Origin of the sequence: Variovorax rhizosphaerae, from assembly GCF_037889975.1 — a bacterium.
GTDB lineage: Bacteria > Pseudomonadota > Gammaproteobacteria > Burkholderiales > Burkholderiaceae_C > Variovorax > Variovorax rhizosphaerae.
Genome location: NZ_JBBKZT010000008.1, coordinates 284,967 through 300,199 on the forward strand (window position 1 = coordinate 284,967; position 15,233 = coordinate 300,199).

The 15,233-nt window shown below is 66.9% G+C and carries 13 protein-coding genes; 11 read left to right on the forward strand and 2 right to left on the reverse strand.

Going from position 1 to position 15,233, the window contains the following annotated elements; all coding sequences use genetic code 11:
* Positions 1 to 98: 98 nt before the first annotated feature.
* The 3 genes from WKW82_RS18815 (at position 99) to WKW82_RS18825 (ending at position 7,206) form a co-directional block, all read left to right on the forward strand.
* Positions 99 to 6,077 (forward strand): alpha-2-macroglobulin family protein, encoded by a 5,979-nt coding sequence (locus tag WKW82_RS18815; RefSeq protein WP_422823515.1) that lies wholly within the window; start codon positions 99 to 101, stop codon positions 6,075 to 6,077.
* A 182-nt stretch (positions 6,078 to 6,259) separates the two neighbouring features.
* Complete coding sequence (locus WKW82_RS18820) at positions 6,260 to 6,691, forward strand: hypothetical protein (RefSeq protein WP_340343840.1); 432 nt, start codon at positions 6,260 to 6,262, stop codon at positions 6,689 to 6,691.
* Entirely contained in the window at positions 6,688 to 7,206 is a 519-nt protein-coding gene (locus WKW82_RS18825; protein WP_340343841.1) for a GNAT family N-acetyltransferase, read from the forward strand. The genes WKW82_RS18820 and WKW82_RS18825 overlap by 4 nt, the downstream gene beginning before the upstream one ends.
* 525 nt (positions 7,207 to 7,731) lie before the next feature.
* Here WKW82_RS18825 and aroQ read toward each other — a convergent pair.
* Positions 7,732 to 8,181 carry a type II 3-dehydroquinate dehydratase gene (aroQ, locus tag WKW82_RS18830; protein ID WP_340343842.1) on the reverse strand — a complete coding sequence of 150 codons (450 nt, stop codon included), beginning with the start codon at positions 8,179 to 8,181 and terminating at the stop codon, positions 7,732 to 7,734.
* 31 nt (positions 8,182 to 8,212) lie between these two features.
* Positions 8,213 to 9,046, reverse strand: coding sequence for a shikimate dehydrogenase family protein (locus WKW82_RS18835; protein WP_340343843.1), 834 nt, complete (start codon positions 9,044 to 9,046; stop codon positions 8,213 to 8,215).
* Positions 9,047 to 9,485: 439 nt separating this feature from the next.
* On the opposite strand from WKW82_RS18835, the gene WKW82_RS18840 reads away from it, so the two are divergent.
* The 8 genes from WKW82_RS18840 (at position 9,486) to WKW82_RS18875 (ending at position 15,048) form a co-directional block, all read left to right on the forward strand.
* The gene (locus tag WKW82_RS18840) at positions 9,486 to 10,592 is read left to right on the forward strand and encodes an S-(hydroxymethyl)glutathione dehydrogenase/class III alcohol dehydrogenase (RefSeq protein WP_340343844.1); all 1,107 of its coding nucleotides are present in this window, start codon (positions 9,486 to 9,488) and stop codon (positions 10,590 to 10,592) included.
* Between the two features lie 212 nt (positions 10,593 to 10,804).
* Positions 10,805 to 11,716 carry an alpha/beta fold hydrolase gene (locus WKW82_RS18845; protein WP_340343845.1) on the forward strand — a complete coding sequence of 304 codons (912 nt, stop codon included), beginning with the start codon at positions 10,805 to 10,807 and terminating at the stop codon, positions 11,714 to 11,716.
* On the forward strand, positions 11,713 to 12,582 hold the full coding sequence (gene fghA / locus WKW82_RS18850) for an S-formylglutathione hydrolase (protein WP_340343846.1): 870 nt from the start codon (positions 11,713 to 11,715) through the stop codon (positions 12,580 to 12,582). Before WKW82_RS18845 ends, fghA begins: the two co-directional genes overlap by 4 nt.
* 1 nt (position 12,583) lies before the next feature.
* Complete coding sequence (locus tag WKW82_RS18855) at positions 12,584 to 13,060, forward strand: GNAT family N-acetyltransferase (RefSeq protein WP_340343847.1); 477 nt, start codon at positions 12,584 to 12,586, stop codon at positions 13,058 to 13,060.
* A gap of 39 nt (positions 13,061 to 13,099) precedes the next feature.
* Positions 13,100 to 13,528: a TfoX/Sxy family protein gene (locus tag WKW82_RS18860; protein WP_340343848.1), complete on the forward strand. Its 429-nt coding sequence runs from the start codon at positions 13,100 to 13,102 to the stop codon at positions 13,526 to 13,528.
* Positions 13,525 to 14,154, forward strand: a complete 630-nt coding sequence (locus tag WKW82_RS18865) for a 3'-5' exonuclease (protein ID WP_340343849.1) — start codon at positions 13,525 to 13,527, stop codon at positions 14,152 to 14,154. Before WKW82_RS18860 ends, WKW82_RS18865 begins: the two co-directional genes overlap by 4 nt.
* Before the next feature lie 19 nt (positions 14,155 to 14,173).
* Complete coding sequence (locus WKW82_RS18870; protein ID WP_340343986.1) at positions 14,174 to 14,605, forward strand: YeeE/YedE family protein; 432 nt, start codon at positions 14,174 to 14,176, stop codon at positions 14,603 to 14,605.
* Between the two features lie 2 nt (positions 14,606 to 14,607).
* Positions 14,608 to 15,048: a DUF6691 family protein gene (locus tag WKW82_RS18875; RefSeq protein WP_340343850.1), complete on the forward strand. Its 441-nt coding sequence runs from the start codon at positions 14,608 to 14,610 to the stop codon at positions 15,046 to 15,048.
* Positions 15,049 to 15,233 lie beyond the last annotated feature (185 nt).

Genomic DNA, 15,233 nt, shown 5'->3' on the forward strand with positions numbered 1-15,233 from the left:
CGCGTTGGAATCATGGCACCGCGCCTTTGGCACTCACCCTCGGGGGCATCCATGTGTGAACCGGGCGTGCAGTCCTTTGGTCGTCAAGGAGAGACCGTTTGAACATTCGCAAGAAGGTCGTGGCCGCCACCGTGCTCGCCGCCGTCGCGTTGGGCGCCCAGGCACTGCAGGTCACCGGGCTCACGCCGCAGGGCGAGGTCGCGCGCGTGCGGCAGATCTCCGCCCGCTTCGACCAGGCGGCCGTCAACTTCGGCGATCCGAAGGCGCCCGCGCCGCTGGCGGTGAACTGCAGCGATGCAGCGGCGTCCAAGGGCACAGGCCGGTGGGTCAACGAGAAGCAGTGGGTGTACGACTTCGAGAACGACCTGGGGCCGGGCGTGCGCTGCACGGTGACGCGGGTCGCCGGGTTCAAGTCGGCGTCCGGCACTGAGCTGACGGGCGCCGCAAGCTGGCAGTTCAACACCGGCGGGCCCTTCGTCCGCAGCGTGCGGCCCGGCGGCGGCAGCATCGACGAGCAGCAATTCTTCCTGCTTGAACTCAACGGCGCCGCCACGTCGCAAAGCCTGCTGGCCAACATGTGGTGCCAGGCCGAGGGCATCGGCGAGCGCATCCCCGTAGTGGCACTGGCCGACGCCGACCGCGCCGCCCTGCTGCAATCGATGAACGCCACCGAGCGCGCGGCCAAGGATCCGCTGCGCTTTGCGACGGTGCGCTGCAACCGCACGCTGCCGCCATCGGCCAAGGTGCAGCTGGTCTACGGCGCCGGCGTGGCCACGCCATCGGGCGTGGCCAACAAGGTGGAGCGCCGATTCAACTTCCAGGTGCGCGAGCCTTTCGCCGTGTCCTTTACCTGCGAACGCGAGAACGCCCAGGCGGCTTGCCTGCCGCTGCGGCCGATGACGCTGACTTTCAATTCGCCGGTGTCACGCGCCCTTGCCGCGCAGATCGCGCTGAAGGGCGGTGGCAAGACCGTCTCGCCCAAGTTCGATGACCAGGGCCAGGCCAATGCGGAGACGCTGGTCGACTCGGTGAGCTTCCCGGCGCCCTTCCCCGAGCAGACGCAGTTCAGCATCGAACTGCCTGCCGGATTCAAGGACGCGTCGGACCGCCCTGTGGCGTCCCCCGGCGCCTTTCCGATGAAGGTCGCCACCGGCGCGATGCCGCCGCTGGCCAAGTTCGCGGCGGCGCCCTTCGGCGTGGTCGAGCGCTTTGCCGAGCCGGGCGGCGTGGCCGTGATGCCGGTGACCGTGCGCAACGTGGAACCTGCCCTGCAACTGCAGGCGCTGACCCCCGGCAAGGTGAGCGACCTCAACCCGCAGACCGACAGCGAAATCATCGCGTGGTTCCGCAAGGTGCGCCGCTACGACAACAGCTACACCGTCACCCGCAAGGTGGCCGCCCGCGACGTGAAGGGACCGCTGCCGAGGATCATCGACAAGGACGACAAGGACAGCGTGCAGACGCGCATGCTGTCCCTGCTCAACGGCCAGTCCGGCGTGAAGACGCTGGACATGCCCAAGGCAGAAGGCGGCGGCCCGCGTCCCTTTGAAGTGGTGGGCATTCCGCTGACGCCGGGCTTCCACGTGCTGGAGATCGCATCGCAGAAGCTCGGCGGCTCGCTGCTCGACGAACGCTACGGCGCCGACCGCACGATGTATGTGCGCACCAGCGCGCTGGCCACCAACCTGGCCGTGCACTTCAAGCTCGGGCGCGAGAACGCCGTGGCCTGGGTGACCACGCTCGACAAGGGCAAGGTCGTGGCCGGCGCGAAGGTGCGCGTGTGGGGCTGCGACGGCAAGGAGGTGGTGAGCGGCACCACCGATGCCAACGGGCTGATCACGCTCAGCGGCGTTTCGCCCGAAGCACCCAAGTGCCCTGGCGATGGCGGCGAGGAAGACGTCGACTACAGCAGTGGCGCCTACTTCGTCAGCGCGCGCGCCAAGGACGACACGGGCGCCGAAGACCTCGCCTTCACCTGGAGCGACTGGCAGCGCGGCATCGAGCCCTGGCGCTTCAACGTGCCGACCAGCCTCGACCCGGAGCCCGACCGCGTCGCCCACACCATCTTCGACCGCACGTTGCTGCGCGCCGGTGAAACGGTGTCGATGAAGCACCTCATCCGCACGCAGACCCGCACCGGCTTCGGCCTGCCTGAGAGCGTGCCCGACACGCTGGTGGTGACGCACACCGGCAGCGGCCAGCAGTTCACGCAGGACCTCAAGTGGCGCAAGACCGCGACCGGCGGCCAGAGCGCGGAGAACACCTTCGCCATCCCGCCCGCCGCCAAGCTGGGCGTGTACGAGGTGATGATGCGCAACGGCAAGGAACAGGCCGAGGGCGACAACGAGGACGGCCGTCGCCAAAGCTACAACTCGGGCAGCTTCCGCGTCGAGGAGTTCCGCCTGCCGGTGCTGGAAGGCCGTGTCACGCCCGCCGACAAGAACCCGCTCGTCGCGGTGACATCCGTGCCCGCGGACGTGCAGATCAACTACGTGGCCGGCGGCGGTGCGGCCAACCTGCCGGTGCGCGTGTCGGCCCTCACGCGCAGCAAGTCGATCAGCTTCGCCGACTACGACATGTTCAGCTTCACGCCCCCGCGCAAGCAGGACAGCGCCAGCAACGCCGACGAGGAAGCCGCCGCCAGCGACAACAACCGCATCGTGGCCGACAAGCTGCCCGTGACGCTGGACCGCAACGGCGCCGGCAAGGTCACCGTCGACAAGCTGCCCGCCTCCAAGGCGCCGCGCGAACTGCTGCTCGAAGCCAGCTATGCCGACCCGAACGGCGAGGTGCAGACCCTCCGCAGCACGCAGACCCTCTGGCCCGCCGCCGTCATCGCCGGCATCAAGGCCGAGAACTGGATCTCCACAGACAAGAAGCTCAAGTTACAGGCGCTCGCGCTCGATCTCGCGGGCAAGCCGCTGGCCGACGTGCCCATCGACGTCAAGGCCACCGCCGTCATCACCACCAGCAGCCGCAAGCGCATGGTCGGCGGCTTCTACACCTACGACAACAAGACCGAGACCAAGGAGTTGGGCAGCGTCTGCAAGGGCAAGAGCGACAGCCGCGGCCTGCTGCTGTGCGATGCGTCGCTCGCCGAGCCCGGCCAGGTCGAACTGGTCGTCAACGCCAACGACAAGGAAGGCCGCACGAGCCTGGCCGCCAGCTCGGTCTACGTGACGAAGCAAGGCGAGATCTGGTTCGGCGGCGAGGACAACGACCGCATCGACGTGCTCCCGGAAAAGAAGAACTACCAGCCTGGCGAAGTGGCCCGCTTCCAGGTGCGCATGCCCTTCCGCTTCGCGACGGCGCTGGTCGCGGTGGAGCGCGAGGGGGTCATCGAGACGCACGTCGTGCAGCTCAACGGCCAGGACCCGACCGTCACCCTCGATGTCAAGCCGGAATGGGGCCCGAACGCCTACGTCAGCGTGCTCGCACTGCGCGGGCGGCTGCGCGAGGTGCCGTGGTACAGCTTCTTCACCTGGGGCTTCAAGTCGCCGCGCGAGTGGTGGACCGCCTTCTGGTACGAAGGCCGTGAATACGTCGCGCCGACCGCACTGGTCGACCTGAGCAAGCCCGCCTTCCGCATGGGCCTGGCGGAGATTCGCGTCGGCACGCAGGCACACCAGATCGCAGTGAGTGTGGCCAGCGACAAGCCGAGCTACCCGGTGCGCAGCAAGGCCGAGGTGACCATCACCGGCAAGCTTCCCGACGGCAAGCCCGCGGCCGGCGCCGAAGTGGCCCTGGCCGCCGTCGACCAGGCCTTGCTGGAGCTGATGCCCAACACCAGCTGGAACCTGCTCGAGGCGATGCTGCAGCGGCGCAGCTGGGGCGTGGGCACGTCGACCGCGCAGATGGAGATCGTCGGGCGCCGGCACTATGGGCGCAAGGCGGTGCCTGCGGGCGGTGGCGGCGGCAAGGGCCAGACGCGCGAGTTGCTCGACACGCTGCTGCTGTGGAACCCGAAGATCGTCCTCGATGCCAACGGCCAGGCCAAGGTCACAGTCCCGCTCAACGATGCGCTGACCACCTTCAAGATCGTGGCCGTGGCCGATGCGGGCACCGGCATGTTCGGCACCGGCCAGGCCAGCATCCAGGCCACGCAGGACTTGCAGATCATTAGCGGACTGCCACCGCTGGTGCGCGAGGACGACCAGTTCCGCGCGCAGATCACGCTGCGCAACACGACGCAGAAGGCGATGAAGGTGGTCGCCACGCCGCGCGCCACGCTGCTCACGATGGAGCCGCAGACGGTCGATATTCCCGCCGGGGAATCGCGCGAGGTGGCGTGGAACGTGACGGCGCCCGCGCAGTTGGCGCAGACGCGCGCCGAGGCCATCCTGTGGGAGATCTCTGCGAAGGACTCGCTCGGCGGCGCGGCCGACGCGCTCAAGGTGCGCCAGCGCATCGTGCCCGCCGTTCCGCTCACGGTGCAGCAGGCCACGCTGGTCCAGGTCGATGGCACCTTCACGCTCGACGTGGCCCCGCCCGCAGACGCCCTGCCCGGTCGCGGCGGCCTGCGCCTGTCGCTGCAGCCGAGCCTTGCGGAAGGCATGACGGGCGTGCGCGACTGGTTCGCCAACTATCCCTTTATCTGCCTCGAGCAGAAGACCAGCAAGGCCGTTGGCCTGCGCGACGCGAAGATGTGGCAGGCCGTGATTGCGCAACTGCCCACCTACCTCGACGGCGATGGCCTCGCAAGCTACTTCCCGCCGCGCGACGGTGAGTCCAACCGTGGCAGCGACACCCTCACGGCCTACCTGCTGGCGGCCACGCACGAAGCCTCGGCGATCGACCCCGGCTTTGCCATCGCCGACAACGTTCGCGCACCGATGGAGAGCGCGCTGATCGCCTTCGTCGAAGGCCGCCTCCAGCGCGAGTTCTGGAGCCCGCGCAAGGACCTCGACGTGCGCAAGCTCGCCGCGCTCGAAGCCCTGTCGCGCTACGGCAAGGCACAGGGCCGCATGCTCGGCAGCATCACGATCGCGCCCAACCAGTGGCCCACCGGCGCCGTGATCGACTGGCTGCAGATCCTGCAACGCGTGAAGGATGTTCCCAAGCGCGACGAGCGCATGGCCGAGGCCAGCAACATCCTCAAGGCGCGCCTGAGCTACCAGGGCACCAAGCTGATCTTCAGCACCGAGCAGGACGACTACTGGTGGTGGCTGATGACCAACGGCGACGTCAACACCGCGCGCCTGATCCTGGCCGTGATGGACGACCCCGAATGGAAGGAGGACATGGGCCGGCTGGCCAATGGCTTCATCGGCCGGCAGCAGAAAGGCGCATGGCTCACCACCACGGCCAACCTGTGGGGCGGGCTGGCGCTGGAGAAGTTCTCGAAGAAGTTCGAGGCCACGCCGGTCGCTGGCCTCACCGCCGCGACGCTCGGCGCGATGAGGGCGCAGGTCGACTGGGGGAAGGTCGAGCGCATCAAGACCAGCGACGCGGGCGGCGCGCCGAACCAGACCACGGCCTTCGGTGCGCCGGCCTCACCGGGCAACCTGCGCAACAACAGCATGTTCATGCCATGGTCCAACCCGCCGGCCGCGCGCGAGAACTTGCAGGTCACGCAGACCGGCACCGGCAAGCCGTGGCTCACGATGCAGTCGGTGGCCGCGGTGCAGTTGAAGGCGCCATTCGCGGCCGGCTATGCGATCAAGAAGAGCATCACGCCGGTCGAGCAGGCCTCCGCCGGCAAGTACACGCGCGGCGACGTGCTGCGCGTGTCGCTGGAGGTGAATGCCAGCGCCGACATGACCTGGGTCGTCATCACCGACCCGATTCCCGGTGGCGCCACGATCCTCGGCGGTGGGCTGGGGCGCGATTCGCAGATCGCGACACAGGGCGAGAAGAAGACCGGCACCGGCTGGGCCGCGTTCGAGGAGCGCTCCTTCGAGTTCTTCCGCAGCTACTACGAGTACCTGCCGAAGGGCGTGGTGAAGATGGAATACACGGTGCGGCTGAACAACGTCGGCGAGTTTGCGCTGCCACCGAGTCGGGTGGAGGCAATGTATGCGCCGGAGATGTTCGGGGAGGTGCCGAATGCACGGGTGAAGGTGGAGGCTGTGAAATAGCCGGTTGAACGACAAGCCGCTGGCCATTTTTCTCAGTTCCCATTGCAACGCCCGAATGCCAGCGACTATGCTTTCCCACCTCGCCACACTGTCACCGTCCTGAAATCCTTCAGTTCACGCTGGCGAGGCCCAGGGAGCAAGATGAACGCCGGGATGCAGGATCGTGCCGCGGACGTGAAGCCGTGAAGGGCCCTTTGCAGGACTCTCGTCGGCTTCGGTTCCTCGGTTGGCTGGTGGCAACCAACGTGTTGTCGACCGTCCTGCACTACGTCGACAACGTGCTGTCCTTTCCCGAGTATCCGGAGCCCGCCTGGGCCACCCCACTGCTGGTCGACGCATTCTGGTTTCTCATGACGCCCTTCGCTGCTGCGGGCTATGGCTTCTTCGCGCGTGGCCGGCCGTGCCTGGGCGGTGCGCCGTTGCTCGCGTTTTCAGCCATGAGCCTGCTGTCGCTCGGGCACTGTCTCTACGCGCCGATGTGCTCCGTCAGCCCGCGGATCAACGCCTTCATTCTTTTCGAAGCGGGGTGCGCCATCGTGCTGGTCGCCAGCGTCTTCACGCTCCTCGCACGACCCGCGTCCAGGCACGACCGTCGTCCGAAATCCTTCACATGAATATTCGCCGCCTTCTGGTTTCCGATGCACCCGCGGTCCAGGCCTTGCGCCTTGCCGGATTGCTCGAAGCGCCGACGGCCTTCGGGTCCAGCCATGAGGAGGAAAAAGACTGGCCGACCTCGGTCGTGGCCACGCTGTTGCAACACGGAGTCGACCTGGCGTTCTTCGGCGCCTTCCGGGCGCAGTCGTTGATCGGCGCGGTGGCGTTCGACCGCGAACGCGTCACCCATCGGTCGCACAAGGGATTGATCTGGGGCATGTATGTGCTGCCCGACTACCGCAGCATGGGCGTTGCACGGGCGCTGCTGGCGCACCTCCTGGCATTTGCCGCGGACGTGCCCGGCGTACGACAACTCAATGCGACGGTCAACAGCGGGAACGCCATCGCTCTCCGGCTGTTCGAATCGTTCGGGTTCCGTGCCTTCGGCGTCGAGCCGGACGCCATGTTCATCGCCGGACAATTTCACAGCGAGACGCACTTGTGCCTGCACCTTTCGAGCACGTCAACGAGATAGCAGGGATTAGTCCGCACCGAGATCGACAGTCGCCAGTCCGTGCCGATCACGTTCGACTCATCAGGGAGAGTTCATGCAGTTGTTGGGTGTCATTGCGCCAAAGAGGGCACGCCTCTTGAGAAACAAAACTCGTTGAGTCCGTTTCTCTGCGAACGCCTGCCCCGGCCACGGGGTTGGAATGCTCTTGAGTCGATGTGGCTTTGCCATCTCGACTCAATCCCCCGCGGGGGGCGGGCCGGCACGGCCCTGGGGGCTCTTGAGACCGAGGGCGACCAACGCGGCGCTTCGACCGTCGGGGCTGGTGCTGGCATGAGGCCGAAAGCACTGCTCATCCTTGGCGTCGGCACAGTCCTCGCGGGAGCGGCATGTCCATCCTTGCGACCCTGTGGCTCGTTGGCGGCATGGCACCCCCGAATCAGAACCCCACCCCTGCAATGCTCCGTCATCAACAGGACGAAATTCGCAATGCCTGCAGGGCCGCCGCTCGAATCACACGCCTGCTGGCCCTTCCTTGCGAACCAGGCGCTACCCAGCCAGCCGCACCAGCGCCTCGATCGCCAGCGGATAGCCCTTCACGCCCAGTCCCACGATGATGCCGCGCGCTGCCGGCGAGATGTACGAGTGGTGGCGGAACTCCTCGCGCGCATGCACGTTGGAGATGTGCAACTCGATCAGCGTGACGCTCGCGCCCTTGATCGCGTCATGCAATGCAATCGACGTGTGCGTGTAGGCGCCCGGATTCATCACCACGCCGATCATGTTGCCCGCGGCGATCTCGCGGCCGGCCTCGTGGATCCAGTCGATCAACTGGCCTTCATGGTTCGACTGGCGGCATTCGATCGCCACGCCGAGCTTGTCTCCAGCCTCCGCGCACATGCGCTCGACATCCGCCAGCGTTTCGTAGCCGTATTGCGCAGGCTCGCGGGTGCCGAGCAGGTTGAGGTTGGGGCCGTTGAGGACGAGTATTTTTTTCATGGTCTTGGCATTCTCGGGTGGGCGTCGGGACTCAGTATTGAATTTGCGCTGAAGCACGCAGTTCGTCCGGCGTACTCGTCCCGTAGCCGAAGAATTCCAGATACGCCGGGATCATCTCGAACAGCATGTCCGTGCCGACCTGGATCGCGCAGCCCTTGTCCTTGGCAGCTTTCAGCAGCGGCGTGTATTCCGACTTCATCACCACCTCGCCCACGAAGGTCGTCGGCGCGATGCGGTCGATGTCGAAAGGCAGCGGATCGCCTTCCTTCATGCCCAGCGGCGTGGCGTTGACCACCACATCGAAGCCGGCCGGGTCCTTCGAACCCGTCTTCACCACCAGTTGCGGATAGTGCTCGCGCAGGCGGTCGGCCAGCGCTTCCACCGAGGCGGTATTCATGTCGAACAACGCCAGTTCGGCCACGCCGGCGCCAGCCAGCGATGCCGCGATGGCCGACCCGACCCCGCCCGCGCCGGACACCAGCACGCGCGCACCCTTGAGCGCACGGCCCTTGCGCTCGACGCCGCGTACAAAGCCGGCGCCGTCGAACTGGTCGCCCAGCAGCGTGCCGTCGGGCCGCTTCAGGATCGCGTTGCAGGCACCTGCGATGCGGGCCGTTGGCGTGACCTCGTCCACCAGGCTCATCGTCGTGACCTTGTGCGGCATCGTCACCAGCGCACCGCGCAGGTTGGTCAGCGCAGCCAGCGCCTTGAGCACCGACGGGTAGTCCTCCGGCTTGACGCCCATCGGCATCACGACCGCATCGATACCCTTCTTGTCGAACCATGGGTTGTAGATCATGGGCGCCTTGAATGACTCGGTCGGGTAGCCGAGGTGAGCGATGAGGGTGGTCTTGCCGCTGATCATGATCTGTTTGTCTCCGGTGGGAAGGAGCCGCCACTTTAGGAGGCCCGCATCGTGGCGTACAGAAGCAGGCCGCATCGCGTGATCGATCAGCGCAATCACCTGATCGATCAACGATCTTTTTTGGGGTTTACCCGCTTCAATGCAAAGGACTCGGTTGCGCTTTTCCTTCACCAGGCGGCCTGCCAACTGCCGCCAGCAGGGCTGCGCCGCCCGTTGGTCTGGTGGCCGCCGGCGTACCGCCCTGGACCGGCAGCGAGGGCTCATGCAACGACGCTTTAGACACAGTTTATTCACAAATGTGAAATCAATACCCGACACCATCGCCGCCACAAGCCATGGCCGGCACCCCATCGGTTTTTCATTGGCATGCCGTCTTGGCGCCGGGAACTCCCCTCTATAGTGAGCGCTGTCATCCACCGCCCACCGATACCGATCCCCCATGAAAACCAAAGCCGCCGTCGCCTGGAAATCCGCCGCCCCGCTGACCATCGAAACCGTCGACCTGGAGGGGCCGAAGTTCGGTGAGGTACTGGTCGAGATCAAGGCCACCGGCATCTGCCACACCGACTACTACACCCTCTCCGGCGCGGATCCGGAAGGCATCTTCCCGGCCATCCTGGGCCATGAAGGCGCGGGGATCGTGGTCGACGTCGGCCCCGGCGTGACCACGCTCAAGAAGGGCGACCACGTCATTCCGCTCTACACGCCGGAATGCCGCCAGTGCAAGTTCTGCCTGAGCCGCAAGACCAATCTCTGCCAGCTGATCCGCGGCACCCAGGGCAAGGGCCTGATGCCCGACGCCACCAGCCGCTTCAGCCTCGACGGCAAGCCGATCTTCCACTACATGGGCACCTCCACCTTCAGCAACTACACGGTCGCGCCGGAGATCTCGATGGCCAAGATCCGCGAGGACGCGCCCTTCGACAAGGTCTGCTACATCGGCTGCGGCGTGACCACCGGCATCGGCGCGGTGATCTTCACGGCCAAGGTCGAGGCCGGCGCCAACGTGGTGGTGTTCGGCCTGGGCGGCATCGGGCTCAACGTGATCCAGGGCGCCAAGATGGTCGGTGCCGACAAGATCATCGGCATCGACCTGAACCCCGAGCGCGAAGCGATGGCGCGCAAGTTCGGCATGACGCACTTCATCAATCCCAAGGACGTGCCGAACGTGGTCGATGCGATCGTGCAACTGACCGACGGCGGCGCCGACTACAGCTTCGAATGCATCGGCAACACGCAGGTGATGCGCCAGGCGCTGGAATGCACGCACAAGGGCTGGGGCCGCAGCATCATCATCGGCGTGGCCGAGGCCGGCGCGGAGATCAGCACGCGGCCGTTCCAGCTCGTCACCGGCCGCAAGTGGGAAGGCTCGGCCTTCGGCGGCGCACGCGGCCGCACCGACGTGCCCAAGATCGTCGACTGGTACATGGAGAACAAGATCAACATCGACGACCTCATCACGCACACGATGCCGCTGGAGGACATCAACAAGGGCTTCGACCTGATGAAGCGCGGCGAGTCGATCCGGGGCGTGGTGATCTACTGAAGCTCGCCCCCAGGTCGCCGCAGCACTGGCGTGCTGCGACCTCTCGCTTTCGAGCAGGAGCACCCGCAGCGACCCGGAAAGCATGTTGTCCCTGCGCGGGTTGGCCTCGATTCGTGTGGACCGCCCACCCACCGGGAGCAACACCGGCGGCACGGCAAAGCCGGATCCGCAGTGTTTCTGGAATGATGTGCCCTCTGAATCAGGATCGCTCGATGGAAACCTTGGAACCGTTGAAGCACATCGAAGCCGGCGTACTGCGAGTCGCCTATTTCGAAGCCGGCCCGGCCGACGGCAAGCCGGTGTTCCTGATGCACGGCTTTCCGTACGACATCCATGCCTACGTCGAGGTCGCCCCGATGCTGGCCGCGGCGGGCTGCCGCGTGATCGTGCCGTACCTGCGCGGCTACGGGGCCACCCGCTTTCTTCACGCTGCGACACCGCGCTCCGGAGAACAGGCCGCGCTCGGCGCCGACCTGCTGGCATTGATGAATGCATTGAAAGTCCCGCGCGCCGTGCTCGCCGGCTATGACTGGGGCGGCCGCGCGGCCTGCGTGGTCGCGGCGCTGTGGCCAGAGCGCTGTGCCGGGCTGGTCTCGTACAACAGCTACAACATCCAGAACATCGCCCGCGGCATGGAGCCCGACACCGCGGAGAACGAGCACCGCCTCTGGTACCAGTACTACTTTCACTGCGAACGCGGCCGGGCCGGCCTGGCGAAGGACCGGCGCGGCATCACGAAGCTGCTGTGGAAGCTCTGGTCGCCGACGTGGCGCTTCGACGACGCCACCTTCGAGCGCAGCGCGGCGGCCTTCGACAACCCGGATTTCGTCGACGTGGTGGTCCAGTCGTACCGCCATCGCTTCGGCCTGGTGCCGGGCGATCCGGCCTATGCCGACATCGAACGCCGGCTCTCCGCGCAACCCGCCATCACCGTCCCTTGCATCACCTTCGACGGCGCCGACGACGGCGTGCGCGACCCGGCCCCAGCCTCCGTGCATGCCGCCCGTTTCACCGGCCCGCGCTCGCACCGCATCGTGCCGGGCGTCGGCCACAACATGCCGCAGGAAGTGCCGCGCGTGTTCGCCGATGCCGTCCTCGAACTCGTTGCCCTTCACACTTCATGACCTCCTCGTTCAAGCTCCTCTCCGAACACCGCTGCTTCGGCGGCGTGCAGCGCTTCCTGGAACACGAGTCGCGCGAGATCGGCCTGCCGATGCGCTTCTCGATCTACCTGCCGCCGCAGGCCGCGATCGGCAAGGTGCCGGCGCTGATGTACCTCGCGGGCCTGACCTGCACCGAGGAAACCTTCATGGTCAAGGCCGGCGCGCAGCGCATGGCGGCCGACCTCGGCATCGCGCTGATCGCACCCGACACCAGCCCGCGCGGCGCCAATGTGCCCGGCGAGGCCGACAGTTGGGATTTCGGCGTGGGAGCCGGCTTCTATCTCGATGCCACCGAAGCCCCGTGGGCGAAGCACTGGCGCATGGAAAGCTACCTTGTCGATGAGCTGCTGCCGCTGCTCGGTGAACGCCTGCCGCTCGACATGCAGCGGCTCGGCATCTTCGGCCATTCGATGGGCGGGCATGGCGCGCTCACGCTGGCCTTGCGCCATCCGGGGCTGTTCAAGTCGCTGTCGGCCTTCGCGCCCATCTGCGCACCCACGCAATGCTTGTGGGGCGAGAAGGCGTTCACCCGCTACCTCGGCGCCGACACCACGCGATGGATCGAGCATGACGCGACAGTGCTGATGCAGCACCAGCCCGTCGCGCCCTACCCCGGCGGCATCCTGGTCGACCAGGGCCTGGCCGACAAATTCCTGCCGGAGCAGTTGCATCCGCAGTTGCTGGAAGCCGCCTGCGCCGCCATCGGCCAGCCGCTCATGCTGCGCCGGCACGAAGGCTACGACCACGGCTACTACTTCATCCAGAGCTTCATGGCCGACCACCTGGCGCATCATGCGCGGGCCCTTCACGTCGAACCGCACGAATGACATGACCCCGGCGCCCACCGCCCACATCCGCGACAGCCGCCTCACGCACGAGGAAGCCGTCGCCGTGGCCGGCATCTGGCGCCGCGCGTGGTCTTCGGCGCGCCGCGATTCGGTGGTGCTGGAGCCGATCGGGCATTGGCTCGCACGCGTGAAGGCGGAGTTCGGGCCGCCCAGCGAACTGCGGCTGCTCGAACGCGAGAAGCAGGTGCTGGGCTTCATGGTGCTGCACACGGCGCACCGCTATGTCGCGCAGTTGTATGTCGACCGGCATGTGCAGGGCCAGGGCCTCGGGCGCAAGCTGATCGACGAAGCCAGCCGCCGCATGCCCGAGGGATGGAAGCTGCACGTGGCCCTGGACAACGTCAACGCACAGCACTTCTACGCGCGCTGCGGCCTGACGCCCGGCGCGATCGACCGGCATCCGGGCACGGGCGTGCCGCGGGTTGCCTACCATTGCGACCCGGGCAACGAACGCTGACTTGTCGGCGCGCCCATCCAACACGGCAAGGACCAGGGCATGAGCGAGTTTGTTTCCAGCCTGCATGAGGTCTTCGAGCGCTTCGGCCGCATCGAGGCGAAGCGCATGTTCGGCGGCCACGGCATCTTCCACGAGGGCCGCATGATCGGGTTGGTTGTCGCCGAGACGCTTTACTTGAAGACCGATGCGGAGAACGTCGCGCACTTCGACCTGCTGGCCCTGCCCCACTTCGAATACCTCCGGGCCGGGAAGATGATGCAGACGTCCTACCGCCAGGCGCCCGCCGATGTGTTCGAGGACCGCGAGGAGGCCGCGAGCTGGGGCCGTCTTGCCTGGGAGGCTGCCATGCGATCCGGCCATGCGCCAAAGGCCGCCAAGACCACGAAAGCCGCAAAGGCCACGAAGGCCACAAGGACCGCCCAGGCTGCGAAGACCACCAAAGCACCCCGCAAGGCGGCCACCCGATGATCACGACGCCGCCACCCCCACTGCCCACGCGCGAGGAAATCGCGCTGCTCGCAGAGTTCCCCGGACTCGACATGCCCGACATCGAACTGGTGGCCACCGCGGAACACGCGACACGTGCCCTGGCAGCGCTGGGCCGGCTCGACGTGGTCGGCTTCGACACCGAATCCAAGCCCACCTTCCTGAAGAACGAAGTGTCGAGCGGCCCACACACGCTGCAGCTGGCCACGCTCGACCATGCCTGGGTGTTCCAGTTGCACGACGCCGATTGCCGCGCCGCCGCCGCGAGCCTGCTGGCCTCCAGCGCGCTGACCAAGGTCGGCTTCGGCCTCTCCAGCGACCGCACGCAGATCCGCGCCAAGCTGGGCGTGGAGCCGCAAGCGGTGATCGATCTCGACACGGTGTTCCGGCGCCGCGGCTACAAGAATTCGGTCGGCGTGAAGACCGCGGTGGCGCTGGTGTTCGGGCAGCGCTTCAGCAAGTCACGCAAGCAGAGCACCTCGAACTGGTCCAGCAAGCACCTGAGCGAAGGGCAGCTGCGCTACGCGGCGAACGATGCCTGGGCTGCGATGCGCGTGTACGAGGCGATGGGGCTGCGGCCGGCGCCTTCAGCCGGAGCGCAGGGCTGAGGTGATGGCTTCGCTCGGCATTGCCATCGACTGGGCCGCGTTCACGCCTTGGCATGCGCTGGCGGGTGGCGCGTTGATCGGCCTGGCCGCCGGCATGTTCGCATTGCTCAACGGCCGCATCGCGGGGATCAGCGGCATCATGGGCGGGCTGTTGCGGCCCGCGCGCGGCGACGTCGGATGGCGCCTCGCCTTCCTGCTCGGGTTGGTCGTCGCGCCGCTTGTCTTCGGGTTGTTCGGTGCGATGGCGCCGGTGCAGGTCGACATCGGATTCGTCGGCGTGGCCGTGGCCGGGCTGCTGGTCGGCATCGGCACGCGCTACGGGTCGGGCTGCACCAGCGGGCACGGCGTGTGCGGCGTGTCGCGCTTCTCGCCGCGCTCGATGGTCGCGACGCTGACTTTCACGGCGGCCGGCTTCGTCACGGTGTTCGCGATTCGCCATCTGTGGGGGTGAACATGCAGGCCTTGGTTTCGTTCATCGCGGGCCTGGTGCTCGGCGTCGGGCTGCTGGTGTCGGGCATGGCCAACCCGGCCAAGGTGCTGGGTTTTCTCGATCTGTTCGGGCGCTGGGACCCGTCGCTGGCGCTGGTGATGGGGGGCGCAGTGTCGGTCGCATCGCTCGGCTTCCTGGCGGCGCGACGGCGCACGCGCTCGCTGCTGGGCGCGGACATGAAGCTGCCCGCTGCAGGCCGCATCGACCGCCGGCTGGTGCTCGGCAGCCTGGTCTTCGGCGTGGGGTGGGGTATCGCCGGCTTCTGCCCCGGCCCGGGCCTGGTGGCGCTGGGCCTGGGCGAGCCCAAGGCGCTGGTTTTCGTGCTGGCGATGGGGCTCGGGATGGCCGGCTTCGAGCTGCTGGAATGGCGGAGGCGTTGCGGCGCTGGAACGTCTGCGGCATAGCCGTCGGCGCGGCGCGTCTCCTTTACGAAACGGCCCGGACGGGCGCCTCCAGAATTGCCGCGGCCCCGGGATTGGCCCCACCGGCATCGCGTTTATCCGCTGGCTCATGCGCTTTTTCACTCATATCCTCGCCAACGTCATCGAGGAATGCATCGGAATCTTTGCATTGGCATCAGCATGGCAAT

Coding starts and splice junctions, on each gene's coding strand:
- fghA (WP_340343846.1), top strand. CDS start 11,713: ATGACCTCCTCGTTCAAGCTCCTCTCCGAACACCGCTGCTTCGGCGGC.
- WKW82_RS18835 (WP_340343843.1), bottom strand. CDS start 9,046: ATGATCAGCGGCAAGACCACCCTCATCGCTCACCTCGGCTACCCGACC.
- WKW82_RS18860 (WP_340343848.1), top strand. CDS start 13,100: ATGAGCGAGTTTGTTTCCAGCCTGCATGAGGTCTTCGAGCGCTTCGGC.
- WKW82_RS18825 (WP_340343841.1), top strand. CDS start 6,688: ATGAATATTCGCCGCCTTCTGGTTTCCGATGCACCCGCGGTCCAGGCC.
- WKW82_RS18865 (WP_340343849.1), top strand. CDS start 13,525: ATGATCACGACGCCGCCACCCCCACTGCCCACGCGCGAGGAAATCGCG.
- WKW82_RS18845 (WP_340343845.1), top strand. CDS start 10,805: ATGGAAACCTTGGAACCGTTGAAGCACATCGAAGCCGGCGTACTGCGA.
- WKW82_RS18875 (WP_340343850.1), top strand. CDS start 14,608: ATGCAGGCCTTGGTTTCGTTCATCGCGGGCCTGGTGCTCGGCGTCGGG.
- WKW82_RS18840 (WP_340343844.1), top strand. CDS start 9,486: ATGAAAACCAAAGCCGCCGTCGCCTGGAAATCCGCCGCCCCGCTGACC.
- aroQ (WP_340343842.1), bottom strand. CDS start 8,181: ATGAAAAAAATACTCGTCCTCAACGGCCCCAACCTCAACCTGCTCGGC.
- WKW82_RS18855 (WP_340343847.1), top strand. CDS start 12,584: ATGACCCCGGCGCCCACCGCCCACATCCGCGACAGCCGCCTCACGCAC.